The sequence below is a fragment of the Ruegeria sp. YTSA072 genome, from assembly GCF_059610285.1.
In genome coordinates, this window is sequence record NZ_JBXWNI010000002.1 from 74710 (window position 1) to 89700 (window position 14991).

16 protein-coding genes and 1 tRNA gene are annotated in these 14991 nt (G+C 56.7%); 5 read left to right on the forward strand and 12 right to left on the reverse strand.

Annotated features, from left to right (window positions below; genetic code table 11):
* The first annotated feature begins 49 nt into the window (after window positions 1–49).
* Complete coding sequence (locus AC2FIB_RS04565; protein ID WP_496841780.1) at window positions 50–625, forward strand: hypothetical protein; 576 nt, start codon at window positions 50–52, stop codon at window positions 623–625.
* A 3-nt stretch (window positions 626–628) separates the two neighbouring features.
* Here AC2FIB_RS04565 and AC2FIB_RS04570 read toward each other — a convergent pair whose 3' ends face one another.
* From AC2FIB_RS04570 to rlmB, 4 genes are all read right to left on the reverse strand, one after another.
* Window positions 629–1099 carry a CoA-binding protein gene (locus AC2FIB_RS04570; protein WP_496734125.1) on the reverse strand — a complete coding sequence of 157 codons (471 nt, stop codon included), beginning with the start codon at window positions 1097–1099 and terminating at the stop codon, window positions 629–631.
* A gap of 198 nt (window positions 1100–1297) precedes the next feature.
* On the reverse strand, window positions 1298–1750 hold the full coding sequence (locus tag AC2FIB_RS04575; protein WP_199913474.1) for a YHS domain-containing (seleno)protein: 453 nt from the start codon (window positions 1748–1750) through the stop codon (window positions 1298–1300).
* Between the two features lie 104 nt (window positions 1751–1854).
* The gene (locus AC2FIB_RS04580) at window positions 1855–2169 is read right to left on the reverse strand and encodes a hypothetical protein (RefSeq protein WP_200833257.1); all 315 of its coding nucleotides are present in this window, start codon (window positions 2167–2169) and stop codon (window positions 1855–1857) included.
* Window positions 2150–2923, reverse strand: a complete 774-nt coding sequence (rlmB, locus tag AC2FIB_RS04585; protein ID WP_496734122.1) for a 23S rRNA (guanosine(2251)-2'-O)-methyltransferase RlmB — start codon at window positions 2921–2923, stop codon at window positions 2150–2152. The genes AC2FIB_RS04580 and rlmB overlap by 20 nt, the downstream gene beginning before the upstream one ends.
* Before the next feature lie 116 nt (window positions 2924–3039).
* Between rlmB and AC2FIB_RS04590 the strand changes: the two genes are divergently transcribed.
* Together AC2FIB_RS04590 and AC2FIB_RS04595 are read left to right on the forward strand one after the other, a co-directional pair.
* A tRNA-Tyr gene (locus AC2FIB_RS04590) sits at window positions 3040–3123 on the forward strand.
* Window positions 3124–3350: 227 nt separating this feature from the next.
* Complete coding sequence (locus AC2FIB_RS04595) at window positions 3351–4832, forward strand: hypothetical protein (RefSeq protein ID WP_496734121.1); 1482 nt, start codon at window positions 3351–3353, stop codon at window positions 4830–4832.
* A 7-nt stretch (window positions 4833–4839) separates the two neighbouring features.
* Here the strand turns inward: AC2FIB_RS04595 and AC2FIB_RS04600 are convergent, their stop codons facing one another.
* The 7 genes from AC2FIB_RS04600 to AC2FIB_RS04630 all read right to left on the reverse strand — a co-directional run bounded on the left by AC2FIB_RS04600 (window position 4840) and on the right by AC2FIB_RS04630 (window position 12733).
* Window positions 4840–5961 carry an alanine racemase gene (locus tag AC2FIB_RS04600; RefSeq protein ID WP_496734119.1) on the reverse strand — a complete coding sequence of 374 codons (1122 nt, stop codon included), beginning with the start codon at window positions 5959–5961 and terminating at the stop codon, window positions 4840–4842.
* On the reverse strand, window positions 5958–7205 hold the full coding sequence (locus AC2FIB_RS04605; protein WP_496734118.1) for a D-arabinono-1,4-lactone oxidase: 1248 nt from the start codon (window positions 7203–7205) through the stop codon (window positions 5958–5960). Before AC2FIB_RS04605 ends, AC2FIB_RS04600 begins: the two co-directional genes overlap by 4 nt.
* Before the next feature lie 86 nt (window positions 7206–7291).
* The gene (locus AC2FIB_RS04610) at window positions 7292–7813 is read right to left on the reverse strand and encodes a DUF2478 domain-containing protein (RefSeq protein WP_496734116.1); all 522 of its coding nucleotides are present in this window, start codon (window positions 7811–7813) and stop codon (window positions 7292–7294) included.
* A 72-nt stretch (window positions 7814–7885) separates the two neighbouring features.
* A complete protein-coding gene (locus AC2FIB_RS04615; RefSeq protein WP_496841781.1) occupies window positions 7886–8551 on the reverse strand; it encodes an NnrU family protein in 666 nt (221 codons plus the stop codon).
* A 108-nt stretch (window positions 8552–8659) separates the two neighbouring features.
* Window positions 8660–10726, reverse strand: coding sequence for an ABC transporter permease (locus AC2FIB_RS04620; RefSeq protein WP_496734107.1), 2067 nt, complete (start codon window positions 10724–10726; stop codon window positions 8660–8662).
* Window positions 10723–11772 (reverse strand): quaternary amine ABC transporter ATP-binding protein, encoded by a 1050-nt coding sequence (locus AC2FIB_RS04625; protein ID WP_496734102.1) that lies wholly within the window; start codon window positions 11770–11772, stop codon window positions 10723–10725. Before AC2FIB_RS04625 ends, AC2FIB_RS04620 begins: the two co-directional genes overlap by 4 nt.
* A gap of 10 nt (window positions 11773–11782) precedes the next feature.
* Window positions 11783–12733: an ABC transporter substrate-binding protein gene (locus tag AC2FIB_RS04630; RefSeq protein ID WP_496734100.1), complete on the reverse strand. Its 951-nt coding sequence runs from the start codon at window positions 12731–12733 to the stop codon at window positions 11783–11785.
* Window positions 12734–13148: 415 nt separating this feature from the next.
* Between AC2FIB_RS04630 and AC2FIB_RS04635 the strand changes: the two genes are divergently transcribed.
* Both AC2FIB_RS04635 and AC2FIB_RS04640 read left to right on the forward strand, forming a co-directional pair.
* Window positions 13149–13811 carry a DNA-3-methyladenine glycosylase I gene (locus tag AC2FIB_RS04635; RefSeq protein WP_496734099.1) on the forward strand — a complete coding sequence of 221 codons (663 nt, stop codon included), beginning with the start codon at window positions 13149–13151 and terminating at the stop codon, window positions 13809–13811.
* Between the two features lie 41 nt (window positions 13812–13852).
* Window positions 13853–14545 (forward strand): hypothetical protein, encoded by a 693-nt coding sequence (locus tag AC2FIB_RS04640; protein ID WP_496734097.1) that lies wholly within the window; start codon window positions 13853–13855, stop codon window positions 14543–14545.
* 3 nt (window positions 14546–14548) lie between these two features.
* Here AC2FIB_RS04640 and AC2FIB_RS04645 read toward each other — a convergent pair whose 3' ends face one another.
* Entirely contained in the window at window positions 14549–14947 is a 399-nt protein-coding gene (locus tag AC2FIB_RS04645; RefSeq protein WP_496734096.1) for a c-type cytochrome, read from the reverse strand.
* Between the last annotated feature and the right edge of the window lie 44 nt (window positions 14948–14991).

Consider the following 14991-nt stretch of genomic DNA (forward strand, 5'->3'; position numbering starts at 1 on the left):
TGCCCTGTATAGTCAGGGATCAGTGTGGGACCGACCGAGGAACGCGGGAATGACCAGGGCTCTGGCCAGTGTAATGGCTTTGCTTTCGCTTGTGATGATTACCGCGTGTTCGGCGCCACCGCGCACGACCGGTGATGAAGTTCAAAGACTGGCAACGGAAATCCGCAACCTTGGTCCCGACATCGACCCCGAAGAAGCCGACCGCGCAGCCAGCATCGCCTATTCCTATACCGCGCAGTTGGTTCAGGAATACGAAATTACTGACCCGCCGCTGATCCACAATGCCAAGGTCAACAAGGGTCTACGCCCGCGTGGGCTGTGTTGGCATTGGGCCGAGGATATCGAACGTCGACTGAAGCAAGAGAACTTCCAGACCTTGGAATTGCACCGCGCGATAGCAAATGCGGACAATCAGTTCAGAATCGACCACAGCACGGCCATCATCAGCCGCAAGGGTGAGACGATGTATGACGGCGTGGTGCTGGACCCATGGCGGTACGGCGGTGTTCTGTTCTGGTCGCCCTTGGTGGAAGACACCAAGTATGAGTGGGTGCCGCGCAGCGTTGTTCTGGAAAAGCGCCGCCAGGAACAATACGGGGAATTGCTGCCGTATGTCGGCGGCTAACCTTCACAGTCTGGAAGAAATCACTCCGGTCGCGAATCCACCCATGCGCAGCTCACCAAACAGGCGCTGATATTCGATTTTAGGGCAGCGATTCATCACCACATCCACGCCGCGCGCCTGTGCTTTGGCTGCGGCTTCGGGGTGTTCAACGCCGATCTGCATCCAGATCGTGCGTAGGTCGGGAAAAGAAGACAGTGCTTCATCGACTATTGACGGAACAGCTTCGGAACGGCGAAAGATGTCAACCATATCGACCGGCTGAGTAATCTCGGACAATGACGCGCGAACGGTCTGCCCGAAAAGTACTTTCCCGGCATGACCTGGGTTCACCGGAATCACCGTGTATCCCTTAAGTGAAAGATACCGCGCGACATAATAGCTGGGCCGTACCGGGTTCATCGAAACGCCCACGACAGCAATCACCTTGGTGCGACGCAGGATGTCTTTCAGGAATGGGTCTGGGTAATTCGGCATGCGGGCACCCTAGACTTGGCGCAGCAAAGAAAAAAGCGCTCAGGTCAAACCTGAGCGCCAGTTGTTGGAACGAGGGACAGTGAAATGACCCGCGGCAGTTCCGTTCCGCGGTCACTGTGACATTTAGGCATAAGTTCAGAGAAAAAAAGAGGGGCGTCGCATTTTTTTGATGACAGATCGAAGAAAGCGAGACTTCGCCTAGTCTTGATACAGCACCACAGGCCAGTTTTCCTCGGCCATGTGAATGTACTCTGCACGATCTCCGCGCCAGAGCTGCTCAATCTCAGGCGAGTGGGTCAGGTACAGCCGGCCCTCCACCATGTCCCAAAGCATCGGATCGGTGCTTTTTAAGATACCTTGCGCCATGGCATAGGCGCAGTAGCCCCCGAACTGAGGGGAAAAGGCGCGAGGATTGCTTTCAAACAGATCGCGATTCTCGGCCGAGGCGAAATGCCACTCGGCCCCTTTCCAGATCACAGAATATTCTGGCAATCCCCGGACCGGCGTTTCCTCAAGAAAATAGGAGACCGGGTCGTAGCCGGCCATGACGGCACCGTCCGCCTCATAGAAAACAGGCATGTCCTGTGCATGAGCGGCAGGAAGAAGGGCAACGGCGGCTATCGCGCCAAGTATGAAACGTTTGATTGGCATCACATGCTCAGGATTACAAATTCAGGGTATCAAAATGCAATCTTTTGTCGCGCGAAACACCCCTATTAACGCGGTTGTGAACGCTCGTGTCGCTTTATCCCGCGTCAGTCAAAGATATCCTCGACCACATCCCATGCTTCATCAATGACGCGCGCAAAAATCCCCTTTTTCTTCTTTTTCTTTTTGGACTTGTATGCGGTAGCGGTTTTGTAGCTGTCGCGCTTTGGCTTGTCATTGCTCAGCTTGCGCTTGGGAACCATCTTGAGGTCATGCAAAGGGGCCCCACAGCTAGAGCAGCTGAGTTCGTGGCGTTGCTTCCCTTTCAGAACCAACGCAGCGCGCGTTCCGCAGTAGCAGCAAGTAGCGATTTTGGTCGGGCTGGTAATGGCTCTCTCCTGTCTATCGATGCCTTGAAGCATATAAGGCAATTGCGGCAGCATTTGAGACGTTGAGAGAACCAAACCCACCGGCTGCGTCGATTTTCACCAGTTGATTGACAGTTTCTTTGGTCTTTTGCCTCAGACCCGGCCCTTCGGCCCCCAGCACCAACGCGACAGGTTGATCCAGTTTGCCGCCCAGCGCGATTTCGATCGTGTCCTCCGCCTCGCCATCTAGGCCCAGCACCAAGAATCCCATATTTTTCAATTCGACGATCGCATCGGCCAAGTTGCGCACGCGCAGATATGGCTGACGCTCCAACGCGCCGCTGGCGGTTTTGGCCAGCGCTCCTGTTTCCGGGGCCGAGTGGTGCCGCGTACCGATCACGGCGCTGGCCCCAAGCACTTCGGCCGAGCGAAGAATCGCCCCGACATTGTGCGGGTCAGTCACGCGGTCCAACAAAATGACTCTCGGATGTTCACGCCCGATGCAGTTTTCGGCCAACCCGCCCCAATCCAGCGGCTTGACCTCAAGTGCAGCCCCCTGATGGACTGAACCGGGATCAATGGGCGCGGTGAATTTTCGCGGATCGACCATTTCGGCCTCAATCCCTGCAAATTCAATCGCTTCTGCCAGTTTATCCCGTGCGTTCCGCGTCACAATCAGTTTCAGTTTCTGCCGGTTCGGGTTCATCAAAGCATCCCGAACGGCATGCAAACCGAACAGCCAAACGGTTTCAGACGCCGCAGCTTTGCGCGCCTGTTCCTTTTCAACGACCCACTTGGGTTTCTTCATTTCTTGGGCCTCCGGGCCGGGAATTCGGTTTCCTGCGTCAAAGCCAAATTTTCCTGTTGACGCTTCTTCAAGGCGCTAGTAATCACGCCTCCACGTCAGGTGCAACGCCTGACAGTGGGCGACAGGCCGCAAGGTGTGGCAGGGGACTGTAACTCCCTCGCGGAGACGCACGCCTGGTTCGATTCCAGGGTCGCCCACCACTTTCCAATCACATACAGATCCCTCGATCCAAGCATTTTCGTTTGCACTGGCCTTCGATTGCGAGGCTCTGTTGCAAATTGTTGACATTGGCAGAACGCTACGCAACGGATCAACGGTCTTGTCACTGGAAGTGCAAATCACCTCAGGTTAATCTGATCGCAAACAACGAACAGCCGGATACCCAGCGAAGTCAGGGCTTTGCGGATCAATCCGATGTGGAGAATAAATGCTACAGGCAATACGTGAAGCGCAGGATATTGGCATTCCGTTCGATGATGTTTTCCCCCATCAATACGCGGTCAGATCGGACAGTGTAGCAGCGCCCGAAGGTTGGAATACAGTTGAGTTCGCCCCGTTCAAAATTCATCACAGTCCTCAGCTAAACGTTGCACAACCCGATTGCGCCAACGCCAGCCTACAGCTGTTGATTCTGGGGATCGCGGTCGACACCGGAAAGGTCATAGCAGACGATATACAGGTCGATCTTGGTGCCCGTCCGACTTGGCGCGATCTGGAAAACTGGCTTGAAAACCTGGCCGGGCGCTTTGTCATATTCAGCAGGCTTGGACGCGAGCAAAGGCTGTACTTCGATCCTACCCTGGAATTGTCCTGTTTCTATGATCCAAAGACCGGCCTTATTGGCTCATCACCTTTCATGGCGCTGGACCGATCCATTGAACCAGGTCGGTATATCCGGGTCGAGGACGTCATGTCTGGGGCAACCAACTTTTCACTGGGCATCACTGGTGATCGCGATTTGCGGCTGGCGCGGCCAAATCACGCTCTTACCCTTGACCGGTATCAGCAATACCGCCATTGGCCCCGGTCGGACGCACCGTTTACCGCAGATGTAGATATTGACACTGTTGCATCAGAAATAGTGACGCGTCTCGGGGCGACAGTTGGTGCGCTTGCGGGATCCTTTCGGGCCGCCATTCCGATTACAGGTGGGTATGACAGCCGGGCACTGGTCGCGTCGGCCAAGGAGCACCTTGAACATGTCAGTGCGTTTTATACGCACCGGATTAACTATCTGTCATCGCTGGATTGTCTGCTTGCCCAGAAAATTGGACAGAAGCTTGGTTTTGAGCCCGAACGGATTGATGGCATGAAGCTGGCTGAAGAACATGGCCCGTCGGATGAACTGAGCCTCGAGGAAAAGCTGTTCGGGCTACGTACGGGCGGACATACGTCGACTATGGGGTATCGTGAACTGGCGGCACACGAATTCCTGCCTGATGCCGAGATTTCGATGCGTGGAAATGTCATGGACATGAACCGTGCAAATCAGTGGAAAGGGCAGGATGCGTTTCGATTTCCACATCTGGTGCGGCGCCTGCGCTTAAGAGCGCCTGATGGCATTCCACCCGCTGTCTATTGGCAACGTGAGGTGATGACTTGGCTTGACACACTGCCACCGGAAACGCACTGCTACGCGTTTGACCTATCATTTCTTGAGAACATCCTTCCAAACACAATGGGTGCCGGGCTGAACGGGATGCCGCGTCACTTTACGCTCAATCCGTTCAATGACAGATATCTAATCTCACGCAGTATGAGCATTACTCCTGCCCTGCGCAGGAACGGAGATTTGAACGCGGCGATCTTGCGTCAGTCGGTGCCCGAACTGGCCGAGCTTCCTTACAACCAAGAAATCAAGCGCGACCCCGAGGCGCGCCGCGCCGCCGAAGCCCTGTTTGCAGATTAACCGACGCCTAGTTAGGCAGGCATGGCCATTCACTAACCACCTGCCCGCCTCGGACGGCCAGAATGGTGCAGAACTGATTCAGCACAGCCTCGCTTTGATCAGGGCGCAGCAGTGCGATGTCGCCCGGCGATACATCTGCCGAACGTGGGCCTGTCCACACTTCCTGATTGCTTGAACGGCCAAAGACCGCTGAGTAGCCAAACGCTGCTGGGAAAACCGGCTGGGCAAGGAAGTGGCCGCCATAGATCGCAATATCCGTTTTTTGTCGCGGCAAGAACTCCAGACCCGGCAATGCGTTTCCCTGCATTACTTTCAGAACCGGTGTCGCGATGAACGCGGCTGGGTCAAACGCCTGCGTCGTGGCGTGGTCAAAATCGCCGGGCTTTACCAGGACCGAGCCGAATGCGACCTCATTCGCGGACCCCTCGGCAAGGTAGGATTGAAAGGTCAGGCTGCCGCCTGTGTTTAGGCACAGTTCATCCTCGTCACGCGGCAAAGCGGCGACGGCTGTGTTGAACGCATCTGCACTGGCCCGAACCGCGCGGTTGCGCAGAATACCGGGCAGTTTCGCCAAATGCGCCTCGTACCCCATGACCCCGGCAAGCTGCCCGTATGGGTGCGCCGCAATCTGCTGGGCAAGTTCCGCGACATTCTGAGAATTTAGCCCGCCACGATGCAGGCCGATATCCAGTTCCAAAGACAAACGCAGTGACGTCTGACGATCTGAAGCCAACGCCAGATATTCCCCAAGCCGAGCTGGTGTGTCGATCAACCATTGAACGCGCCTTGCCGCGTCGTGATTGGTGGTCAGAAGCCTTGCAGCCGTACTGACAGGCAAGGGCTTCCCGATCAGATGGTCCGTATCGGGCTCGGCCGTCAAAAGCGCCTGCAACATCGGTTCGGAAAACGTCATCAGGCCAGAGGTCGAGATGCGCTCGCGAATGAAATCCAACAAAGGAAGACAGGGCAGAGACTTGGCGACCAGCCTGCGGGCCAGCCCAGCGTCAGCAACCCTGTTCGCGACAACACAATTGGCGTCCAACAGGTCTAAGTCCACTACGACGACGGGCTTGTCGACCCCGTGTGATCGCAGAGCATTTGACAGAGCTTTCAGGGCTGCTGCGTTCATGGTCGAAACAACCGAGCAAGCGAGGCCGTCAGAAATTTACCCTGTGGATCGAGCTGTTCGCGGAACGCACAAAACTGGTCAAAATCCGGATACATTACGGCTAGGTCTTTGTAAGTCAAATTGTGCATCTTGCCCCAATGAGGGCGGCCCCCTGCTTCGACAAATAGCGGCTCAATAGCTTCGAAATACCGTTTATGGTCCTCGGCCGCGTCTGTGTGAATGGCGACTGATATGCGTGGCCCGCCCTGAAACGGAGACAGACAGGCCGTGTCACCAGCGGTCTGGCGCACCTCGATCGGAAAGTAGATATCCTTATGGTCGCGATGCAGGCGCGTCAGAACCTCTTGCAGAACATCCCCAGCCACATCTGGCGGCAGATGGTATTCCATTTCCTTGAAACGAATATGCCGGTCGCTACACAAAACCCGCCAGCTTTCGCCGACATAATCCTCGTCCGACTGCGCAAGCGTCAGTAGCTTGAGCATCGCACTGCGCAAACCCTCGCTGATCCGCCCCGCGCTGCGTGCAAGTTTCAGTACTTTTACAGCGATCATATCCAAATCGCGCGGTGCCTTGCTTTCGGGGGCATCGATGATGGCGTGACGTAGCTCGACAGTTTTTCCGGTAAACGGGATGCAGAAGAATTCGAAATTCCGGTTCTCCGTCCAATTCTGGTGCATCGTGGCCAGACTTTCCTCGACCGAGGCAAGCTGAACCTGACGACGTAAGTTGTACTTTGGCACGACCGAAATCTGCGCTTCGGTCAGAACGCCTAGCATCCCCAAACTGACCTGTACCATCTCAAGCGGGATATCATCCGTGGTCAGAATATCTCCACTTGCTCCGATCATCCGGGCTGCAGTGATTTCTGCCGCAAGGCACGGCAAGTCCCGCCCGGTCCCATGCGTCGCAGTCGACGCCGCACCCGCCAGCGATTGGGTGTTGATGTCCCCAAGGTTTCGAAATGCCAGTCCTTTGTCCGCCAGCGCCGGTGACAGATCCCGCAACCGCGCATTGGCGTTGACCCACACCCGGTCCTGCCGAGCATCGCCAAGCGTTGGCAGATCCAGATCAGACAAGTCCACGATCCGGTCACCACCGGCTACGATTGGCGTAAAGGAATGCCCCGCGCCCAAGACCCGCAGGCTTTGGGGTCGCGCGATCTCATTTTGCAGTTCAGCAATCGACGTCGGGCGCGCTATTGGCGTATCCGTGCGCTGGTTTCCGGCCCAGTTGGTCCACATGTATTGTCTCCTCCGAGAGAAAGGATTGCAGCACATGCGTCACGAAACAAGTCAGGAAAACAAAAGCTTACCCAACGGGAGCTTTGTCAGGCCGCGGCCTCACGTTGCGCAGTGACTCGGTCGAACCATGCAATGATGCTTTCAGAATCAGGTTCGATCTGTTCAGCAGCACCACCTGTGAACGCGTCGAATTTTTCCTTGTTCAGACCATTCACACCGACAAGGACGGGAACATCCTGCGCCAGTGCTTCGGCGATCACCGGGCGGAATCCGCGCCCGTCAGCCTCGTGCTTGCCGAATTTGTTGATGATCAGCAATTGGGGCGCATCGGCCAGCGAAGACGTCACATATCCTACGGCCTGTTCCAACGCAGCAGGATCCAAACGGCAACCGCGCGACTGCTCGCCAAGGGATTGCGAGATGCGAATGGTCTCTCCCTCGGGCAGAACCCGAACATCCATGTCACATTTGCTGCTATCCGCGCATTCGGTGTTGGTTTGAACCACACCCGCAAGGCTCGCGCCTTTGGCGAGCAGGTGTTCGGCAACCGCACTTAACAGGCGGTCGGTTGCGCCGCGGTCGGTGGTAGTAACATAGGCCAGATGCATCCAAGGACCCCTTAGTACAGATTTGTAACGTTCCAGATAGCACGCAAGGTCCTGCGCGACCACTCTCTTGGATCACGGCAGTGGCGATAATCCGATCACAGGCGCGTGCAAATGAAGCAATGCCATGAAGATCGCAATTGCAACCAGCCAGACCCAAGGGCGCGGCCACGGTTGTGGTACGCGCAGCGATAGGCGGGCCGTGTTGCGGGACAGCCGGATCCATTCTATACCCAATTCGCGTTGTTTCCGGCGGTCGATCAGAACCATGCCGAATGCCGAAAAGCCTGCAAAAAGCCCGAACAGGATCACGTGAGACAGGCTGCCATTGGCCAGCAGATGAGCCCCTGCCCACAGCATCAAAGCCGCAAGAACAGGGTGGCGCGTGGACCGCAGGATGCCCGGTTTTTCGGGATCGAATGTACGATGCCCCATCCCGCCAAATGAGAACGGGTTTTGGATCGATATGCCCGCGACAGCCAGCCAGCACACGATTGGCATCACCAAGAGTGGCGCCCAGCGAAAGATGGTAAGCGGCGGGATGACCTCAACATATGGCGCTTGCGCTGCGGCGACGATCAGCCATGCCAGCACCAGAAAGGAAAGTGCAGAATATGCCGCAAAATATCTCTTGCGCCCTAATGTTTCGATCAGCCGACTGCGAACACCCGGCCTCACCGGGATGGCGTGGCTGAGAAGAAAGGTAATCAGTGCTGCGAGGAAGAAGGCCCAACCGGTCATAGTATTCTCCGAACGTGTTACGCGCGGTCTACGTCCCGAACCCTGTCCGGTCTTTGTCTAAGATCAAGTGCAGGGCAAAAGGGGCGGACGCGCCGCCCCTGCCCCAATTTACAGCCCCAGCGCTTTGCGCCGTTCTTCGGCAAAGCCCTGTACGATACGGTCGGCAACAAGCGCCAGAATCGCCATAGCAGCACCGGCCGAGATGCCCAGACCCACATCCGCTTGCCCCAGTGCAAGATAGATCGACTGCCCCAGACCGGTGGTCCCGATCAGCGCCGCGATCACCAGCATTGCAAAGGCATAAAGGATGGTCTGGTTCAGCCCCAGCAGGATCGTCGGCGCAGCATATGGCGCGCGCACATCCCGCATGATCTGCCACTCGGTCGCACCGCTCGAGATTGCGGCCTCCATCATCTCTTCCGGAGTGTTGACCAGCCCGTGACGCGTGTAGCGGATCATCGGGACGATGGCGTAGGCACAGATCGCCAGAAAGGCCGAGAACTCGCCAATCTGGAACACCATCAGCACCGGGATCAGGAAAACGAACAGCGGGATCGTCTGCAGCATGTCGCAAATTGGACGAACGACCTTCCAGACCGGCGCCCATACCGCGCTGGCCAGTCCGATCAAGCCGCCTGCGACGGCGCAGGAAAACACCGCAGCCCCGCTGAGGTAAAGCGACAGCAACGCGCGCTCCCAAAGACCGGAAACAAGGATGGTGCACAGCAACCCCACCGAAAGCGCCGCCAGACGCCAGCCCCCCGCGACATAGCTGAGCGCAGCCGCCCCGGTCAGGACGAAGGGCCATGGAAGGTTTGCGATGCCGGTTTCCAACATACCGATCAAGATCAGCACGACCAAACCGCCTGTCAGGTGACCGCGCCATGCCATCAGTGCGGCGATGACCGCGCCGACGGCGAAAAGGCCAAAGCTCATCCCAGCCGTCCATTGGAACCCCCATGTGAAGGGCAAAACCGCCTGATCCAGACCGATCCGCAGTGGCAACAGGACATAGAACAATGAGTTGTTCTTGAGCGCATCCAGCCAAGGACCGTTCGCTTGCGTGAACGCGGTCAGGCCGCTATCGACAGCCTCGGCCATCGGGTCCAGCAGGGTCAGTTCGGACGGGTTCGGCAGCCATGCCCAGAAGGCGGCTGTGAACAGGGCTGAAAAGCCCAACACCGCCCAGATAACGCGTTGATCATAGCGCTTACGCTCTGTCGCCAGCGTGCCGCTCATCCGGTCGATCACCACGGCAAAGACCACGATGACGAGACCGGCCATCAGCGACTCACCAAACTGCGCCTTGCGCATGGTCAGAAGGACTTCCCAGCCGATGTCGTTGAACCCGCCGATAACGGCGGCGATGATGACCATCGAAAGGGCAGCCATCAGGCATTGGTTTACGCCCACCATGATCTGCGTCGCCGCTGCGGGGATTTCGACCTGAAACAACTGCTGAAACCGCGTGCCGCCGGACATAATGGCGGCCTCTTTGATTTCGGGCTCGACCCGTTCCAGACCCAGCATCACGTTGCGCGCCATTGGCGGGGCCGCATAAATGGCCGACGCGATCAGCCCTACGACCGGACCAAAGCCGAACAACAGCAACAGCGGGGTCAAATAGGCAAATGTCGGAACCGTCTGCATTACGTCCAGCACCGCCTGAACAAAGGACTTCACGCGCGGCACTTCGTTGGCAAGAATGCCGATGGCACCACCCACGATCAGCGCGACAGGAACCGAAACAGCAACCAGAGCCAGCGTATTCATGCTCTCCGCCCAATAGCCCGAGGCCAGCACGAAACACAGCCCAAAGAAACCCAACGCCGCCATGGGCAATCCGCCCAGGAACCAGCCCAATGCCGTTACCAGACCGATGAGGATGGGCCATGGTGTATTACCTAATACGAAATTGGCCCCGTTCATGGGATATGCCATCAAATCGGAAAACAACCGCATCGCTGGTTTGATGCCGTTCAGAAACCAGTCCAAAAACGCGCCAACCCACTCAGTCGCGGGCAATTCCCAGGCGGTAGGCCATTTGACCAACCAAGGCGCAAGACCCTCCAACGCAAGGCAAATCGCGCCGACAACGACTGTGATTAATGCCGCCTTCGCGCCAACCGTCAATTGGATCGCGCTGTTGCTGGGGATGTCTGACACGGCAGTCATGTCTCATCCACCTGAAGGGCGGCGGCAAGATCAGAAGGATGAACCGTGCCAACAATATTGCCGTTTTCATCTCGCACAGGAACGGGCTCATAAAGCTCCATGCAATGCGCCAACGCGGCGTCTAGCGTCATCGAGGTTGTCAGGCCAGGATCATCCGGGCCACGTTCAGACTCGTCCCGCATGACCGAGGCAACCTTGGCGTGCTGACCTTTTGCCACGTCTTTCGAGAATTCGCGCACGTAGTCGTCAACCGGACGCAATACGATATCCGTCGGCGTGCCGATCTGAACGATCTTGCCGTCGCGCATGATGGCAATTCGGTCAGCCAATTTCAGCGCCTCTTGAATATCGTGAGTAATAAAGACGATGGATTTCTTCAGCGTCGCCTGAATGCGCAAGAATTCGTCCTGCAGCTGTCGGCGGATCAGCGGGTCGAGGGCCGAGAACGGCTCGTCCAGAAACCAGATGTCCGGGTTCACCGCCAAAGACCGTGCAATTCCCACGCGCTGACGCTGACCACCGGAAAGCTGACGCGGGTAGCTGTCCTCGCGCCCCTCCAATCCGACCAAAGTGATGACCTCTTGCGCGCGAGCCATTCGTTCCTTTTTGTCGACGCCCGATACGCGCAGCGGATAAGCCACGTTATCTGCCACGGTCATGTGTGGAAACAGGCCAAAATGCTGGAACACCATGCCCAACTTCTTGCGCCGCAATTCGGTCAGCGCTTTCTTCGACGCACCGATGACGTTTTCGCCGTCGACACGGATTTCGCCCCCCGTGCCCGGCAACAATTGCGAGATACAGCGGATCAGTGTGGACTTGCCCGACCCAGACAGGCCCATGATGACGAACAGCTCGCCCTCTTTGACTTCAAAATTTGCGTCCTGAACGGCCGGGATGAACCCGTGTTCGCGCAGATCGGCGGCGGCTTGGTCTGCATCATTCCCTGACCGAGACAGCGCGTCGGTCAGGGCTTTGTCTGCGCCTTGACCAAAAACCTGCCAGAGATTCTGGCAGGTAATGGCTGGCGTATTCGCGTCAGTCACTTATGCGAACTCACTGCGTTGCCGCGTCAACAACCGGACGCCATTTGTCTTCGTTCGCAGCCATCCAATCGGCGACAACTTCTTCGACTTTACCGCCGTCAACGTCGATCGCGCCCATCATCGGCTGCTGGTCCTCGACCGCCAATTGATAGTTGGACAGGATTTCATAGGCCGCGGGCCATTTTTCTTCCATCCCGTTCCAGCTGGCTTTGAAGATGCGCGAGGGCGAGAAATCGCAGTCGTTCACGGCGTTCGGGTTCGGTCCCCATGCCGGATCGTTAAAGCAGGCTTCTTCACCGGCAGGCAATTCAACGAACTGAACGTCATAGGCCGACATCGCCCAATGCGGCTGCCAAAAAGTGATCAGCAGCGGCGACTTGCGCTCGGTCGAGGCGCGCAATTCTGCGATCAGAGCACCTTCGGAACCGGCAGGCACAGCTTTGAACGGCAGCTCAAGACCGGTCATACGGTCGGCGCCGGGCGTACCCCAATCAGCAGGATAGTCGACCAGGCGACCACCGGGCAGAGTTTCAGCGGTTGCGAAAACCTGCGCGCAATCCTTCAGCGCTTCCCACGCCGGCAGACCGGGGCACAGATCGGCCACGTGCGCCGGATAAGCGATGCCTTCCTTGGCATCCAGGCCCAGATCGCCGATCTCGACGACGGTACCTTCGTCAATTTTCTTGGCATATTCGTCCGAGACGTTGGACGACCAGATTTCCAGCGTCGCAGTGATGTCGCCATCCGCGATTGCCTGGAACTGGTTCATCATACCAGCGGTCACATATTCGACGTTGTAACCTGCGGCTTTCAGCATCTCGCCCGCTACTTGGGTCGTTACGTGCTGACCGGTCCATTCGTTGATCGCCAGTTTGATCGGCTCGTCCACGGCCCCTATATCGGCGGCGTAAGCGGAACCGGCTACCATCATAGCCAACAGGCTGACACTGAGTTTTTTCATCGACATTCTCCCTGTCTTTTTTTGTTTTTCGTCCACCTCAGCGCACAGGTGCGCGCCGGAAGGTTGAACAGACGACAATACCATGTCGCAACATGCACAAAATTAGCCGCAAAAGGGAAGTGAACACTTTGAACAAAGGCGGAATTTTTCGCCTTGTACTAAGTTGCAAGTCCCCACCCGCTGCGTTGTACTGATCGCGCGCGTTTTTGTTTAACACAAATATTTGGCGCAGGTATTTGATTGACGAGTCAATCACAAACCCGAATCCCCTGTTTTGTCGAGTATTTCTTTTCCCGATGTTCAATTTTTTTGCATTTTTTGATCTCAGACGCACCTAATGTCCAAAAAATCACTCTCTTTGAGACCTTGCGACGAAGCGATCAACAAGCAACTTTATCGGTGGAGGACATGATTGATGCATCACTTCGATGAAATTTTTGTAATGGCTGCCAATCGCCATGGTGGCCCGGATGCGTTGAATGAAAAGTTGAGCAAACCCAAAAGTCTGGCCGAGCTTGCTGAGATGCCGGAAGATCGCTGGCTTTCGATTATCACCAAATCCATCTTTCAGGCGGGGTTCAACTGGAAGGTCATCGAAAACAAGTGGGACGGGTTTGAAATCGCCTTTGACGGTTTCGATGTCGGACGCTGCGCCTTCATGGACGATGAGAAATTCGACGCCTTGCTGCAGGATACCCGCATTGTGCGCAACGGAACCAAGATCGCGACCGTTCGTGACAATGCCGCATTTTTGCTGGAGCTTCGTGACGAAGGCGGTGCGGGTCAGGTTCTTGGGGGTTGGCCATCGGACGACTTTGCCGGGCTGCTAGCGATGCTGGGCAAGCGAGGGTCGCGTCTGGGCGGGGCTTCGGCCCAATACGCCATGCGATTTGCAGGGCGCGACAGCTTTATCCTCTCGCAAGACGTCACCGCGCGATTGATTGCCGAAGGCGTGGTCGACAAGGCCCCAACATCAAAAAAGGCGATGGCTGCGGTGCAAGAGGCCTTTAATACATGGATGAAACAATCCGGCCGATCGCTGACCGAAATCAGCAGGGTTTTGGCAATGAGCCTGTGAAAACGGGTTGCAGCGCGGGCACTTCGCATTAGGCTTTGATTATGGCCTTTCGTATTTTGATGACGCTATTAATTTTGCTTGCTGCCTGTGGTCGCCCTTTGACGGATCAGGAACGCGCATTTGCAAGTGCCGTTCAAGGCGACACGCTGGATTTGGATCGCGTGCGACTTGTCGAAGGTGCGCCGGTAACGCCGATCACGTTTTACCGCAAGGACCGGCCGCGCTTGGCCTGTCGGGAACGTATCCTGCCACCAACCGAAGAAGGTGTCGTCACGGCGAAACCCGCCGCTGTTGCGTTGTTCAACAAGGTCTATTTTAACAAGGACTGGTACCTTGAGGACTATATGTCCGACTTCCCGGAACAGATGGACTTGATTGCCGGGATGTTGCTTGCACACGAGCTGACCCACGTCTGGCAATGGCAGAACCGCCAGTCCACTGGTTACCACCCCCTGCGTGCGGCCGCCGAACATGGCGGAAGCAAGGACCCGTACTTGTTCGACCTGCAGACATCGCCGGATTTTCTATCCTATGGATTCGAACAACAGGGGGCGATCGTCGAGGAATACGTCTGCTGCCGCTCATTGGACCCTACTGCACCGCGGACCCAGCGCTTGCATGACATGTTGGGCGCGCATTTCGACTTGTCACCGCTGCCTGGCGCGCAGCGCGAGCGTGCCGTTGTCATTCCGTGGAGCGGAGCGAAGGTCGAAGGGATTTGCCGCGAAGGCTAAGCCTTATTGCAGCGTCTCCAGATATGCCACCAGATCCACAATCGACTGACTGGTCAGGATAGGCTGACCGTCTGGGGTTTTCATCGTGGTATCCTGCCCGTCGAAATAGGGACCGTAAACCGGCATCGGGCTGCCATGACTTACCAAGGGATCACGCCCGTCGATACGCGCCACAACGCGGGCTGTTGGGAACATTCCATCCCCGGATGCCAGTTGTGTCAGATCAGTCGGCTGGATCACCAAAACACCAGCCATTGGCCCCTGCCCGGTCGCATCGATCCCATGACAAGTCGCGCAATAATGCTGATAGAGTTCGGCACCGGTTTCAACGTTCTGCGCCATAGCCTGAGACGCCAACACAGCAACACTCGCACAAACGGCCCTGAACATCGGTCTGATCATCGCATCCTCCTGTCAAGATTGACATTTGCAGGCTTGCCCGCCGG

What these genes read in the sequence shown, in the direction of transcription:
- AC2FIB_RS04580 (WP_200833257.1), bottom strand. Translation starts at nt 2,169, where the DNA reads ATGCTTCAAGGCATCGATAGACAGGAGAGAGCCATTACCAGCCCGACC.
- AC2FIB_RS04620 (WP_496734107.1), bottom strand. Translation starts at nt 10,726, where the DNA reads ATGACTGCCGTGTCAGACATCCCCAGCAACAGCGCGATCCAATTGACG.
- AC2FIB_RS04575 (WP_199913474.1), bottom strand. Translation starts at nt 1,750, where the DNA reads ATGCCAATCAAACGTTTCATACTTGGCGCGATAGCCGCCGTTGCCCTT.
- AC2FIB_RS04635 (WP_496734099.1), top strand. Translation starts at nt 13,149, where the DNA reads ATGCATCACTTCGATGAAATTTTTGTAATGGCTGCCAATCGCCATGGT.
- AC2FIB_RS04645 (WP_496734096.1), bottom strand. Translation starts at nt 14,947, where the DNA reads ATGATCAGACCGATGTTCAGGGCCGTTTGTGCGAGTGTTGCTGTGTTG.
- AC2FIB_RS04640 (WP_496734097.1), top strand. Translation starts at nt 13,853, where the DNA reads ATGGCCTTTCGTATTTTGATGACGCTATTAATTTTGCTTGCTGCCTGT.
- AC2FIB_RS04565 (WP_496841780.1), top strand. Translation starts at nt 50, where the DNA reads ATGACCAGGGCTCTGGCCAGTGTAATGGCTTTGCTTTCGCTTGTGATG.
- AC2FIB_RS04595 (WP_496734121.1), top strand. Translation starts at nt 3,351, where the DNA reads ATGCTACAGGCAATACGTGAAGCGCAGGATATTGGCATTCCGTTCGAT.
- AC2FIB_RS04600 (WP_496734119.1), bottom strand. Translation starts at nt 5,961, where the DNA reads ATGAACGCAGCAGCCCTGAAAGCTCTGTCAAATGCTCTGCGATCACAC.
- AC2FIB_RS04610 (WP_496734116.1), bottom strand. Translation starts at nt 7,813, where the DNA reads ATGCATCTGGCCTATGTTACTACCACCGACCGCGGCGCAACCGACCGC.
- AC2FIB_RS04630 (WP_496734100.1), bottom strand. Translation starts at nt 12,733, where the DNA reads ATGAAAAAACTCAGTGTCAGCCTGTTGGCTATGATGGTAGCCGGTTCC.
- AC2FIB_RS04570 (WP_496734125.1), bottom strand. Translation starts at nt 1,099, where the DNA reads ATGCCGAATTACCCAGACCCATTCCTGAAAGACATCCTGCGTCGCACC.
- AC2FIB_RS04615 (WP_496841781.1), bottom strand. Translation starts at nt 8,551, where the DNA reads ATGACCGGTTGGGCCTTCTTCCTCGCAGCACTGATTACCTTTCTTCTC.
- rlmB (WP_496734122.1), bottom strand. Translation starts at nt 2,923, where the DNA reads ATGAAGAAACCCAAGTGGGTCGTTGAAAAGGAACAGGCGCGCAAAGCT.
- AC2FIB_RS04605 (WP_496734118.1), bottom strand. Translation starts at nt 7,205, where the DNA reads ATGTGGACCAACTGGGCCGGAAACCAGCGCACGGATACGCCAATAGCG.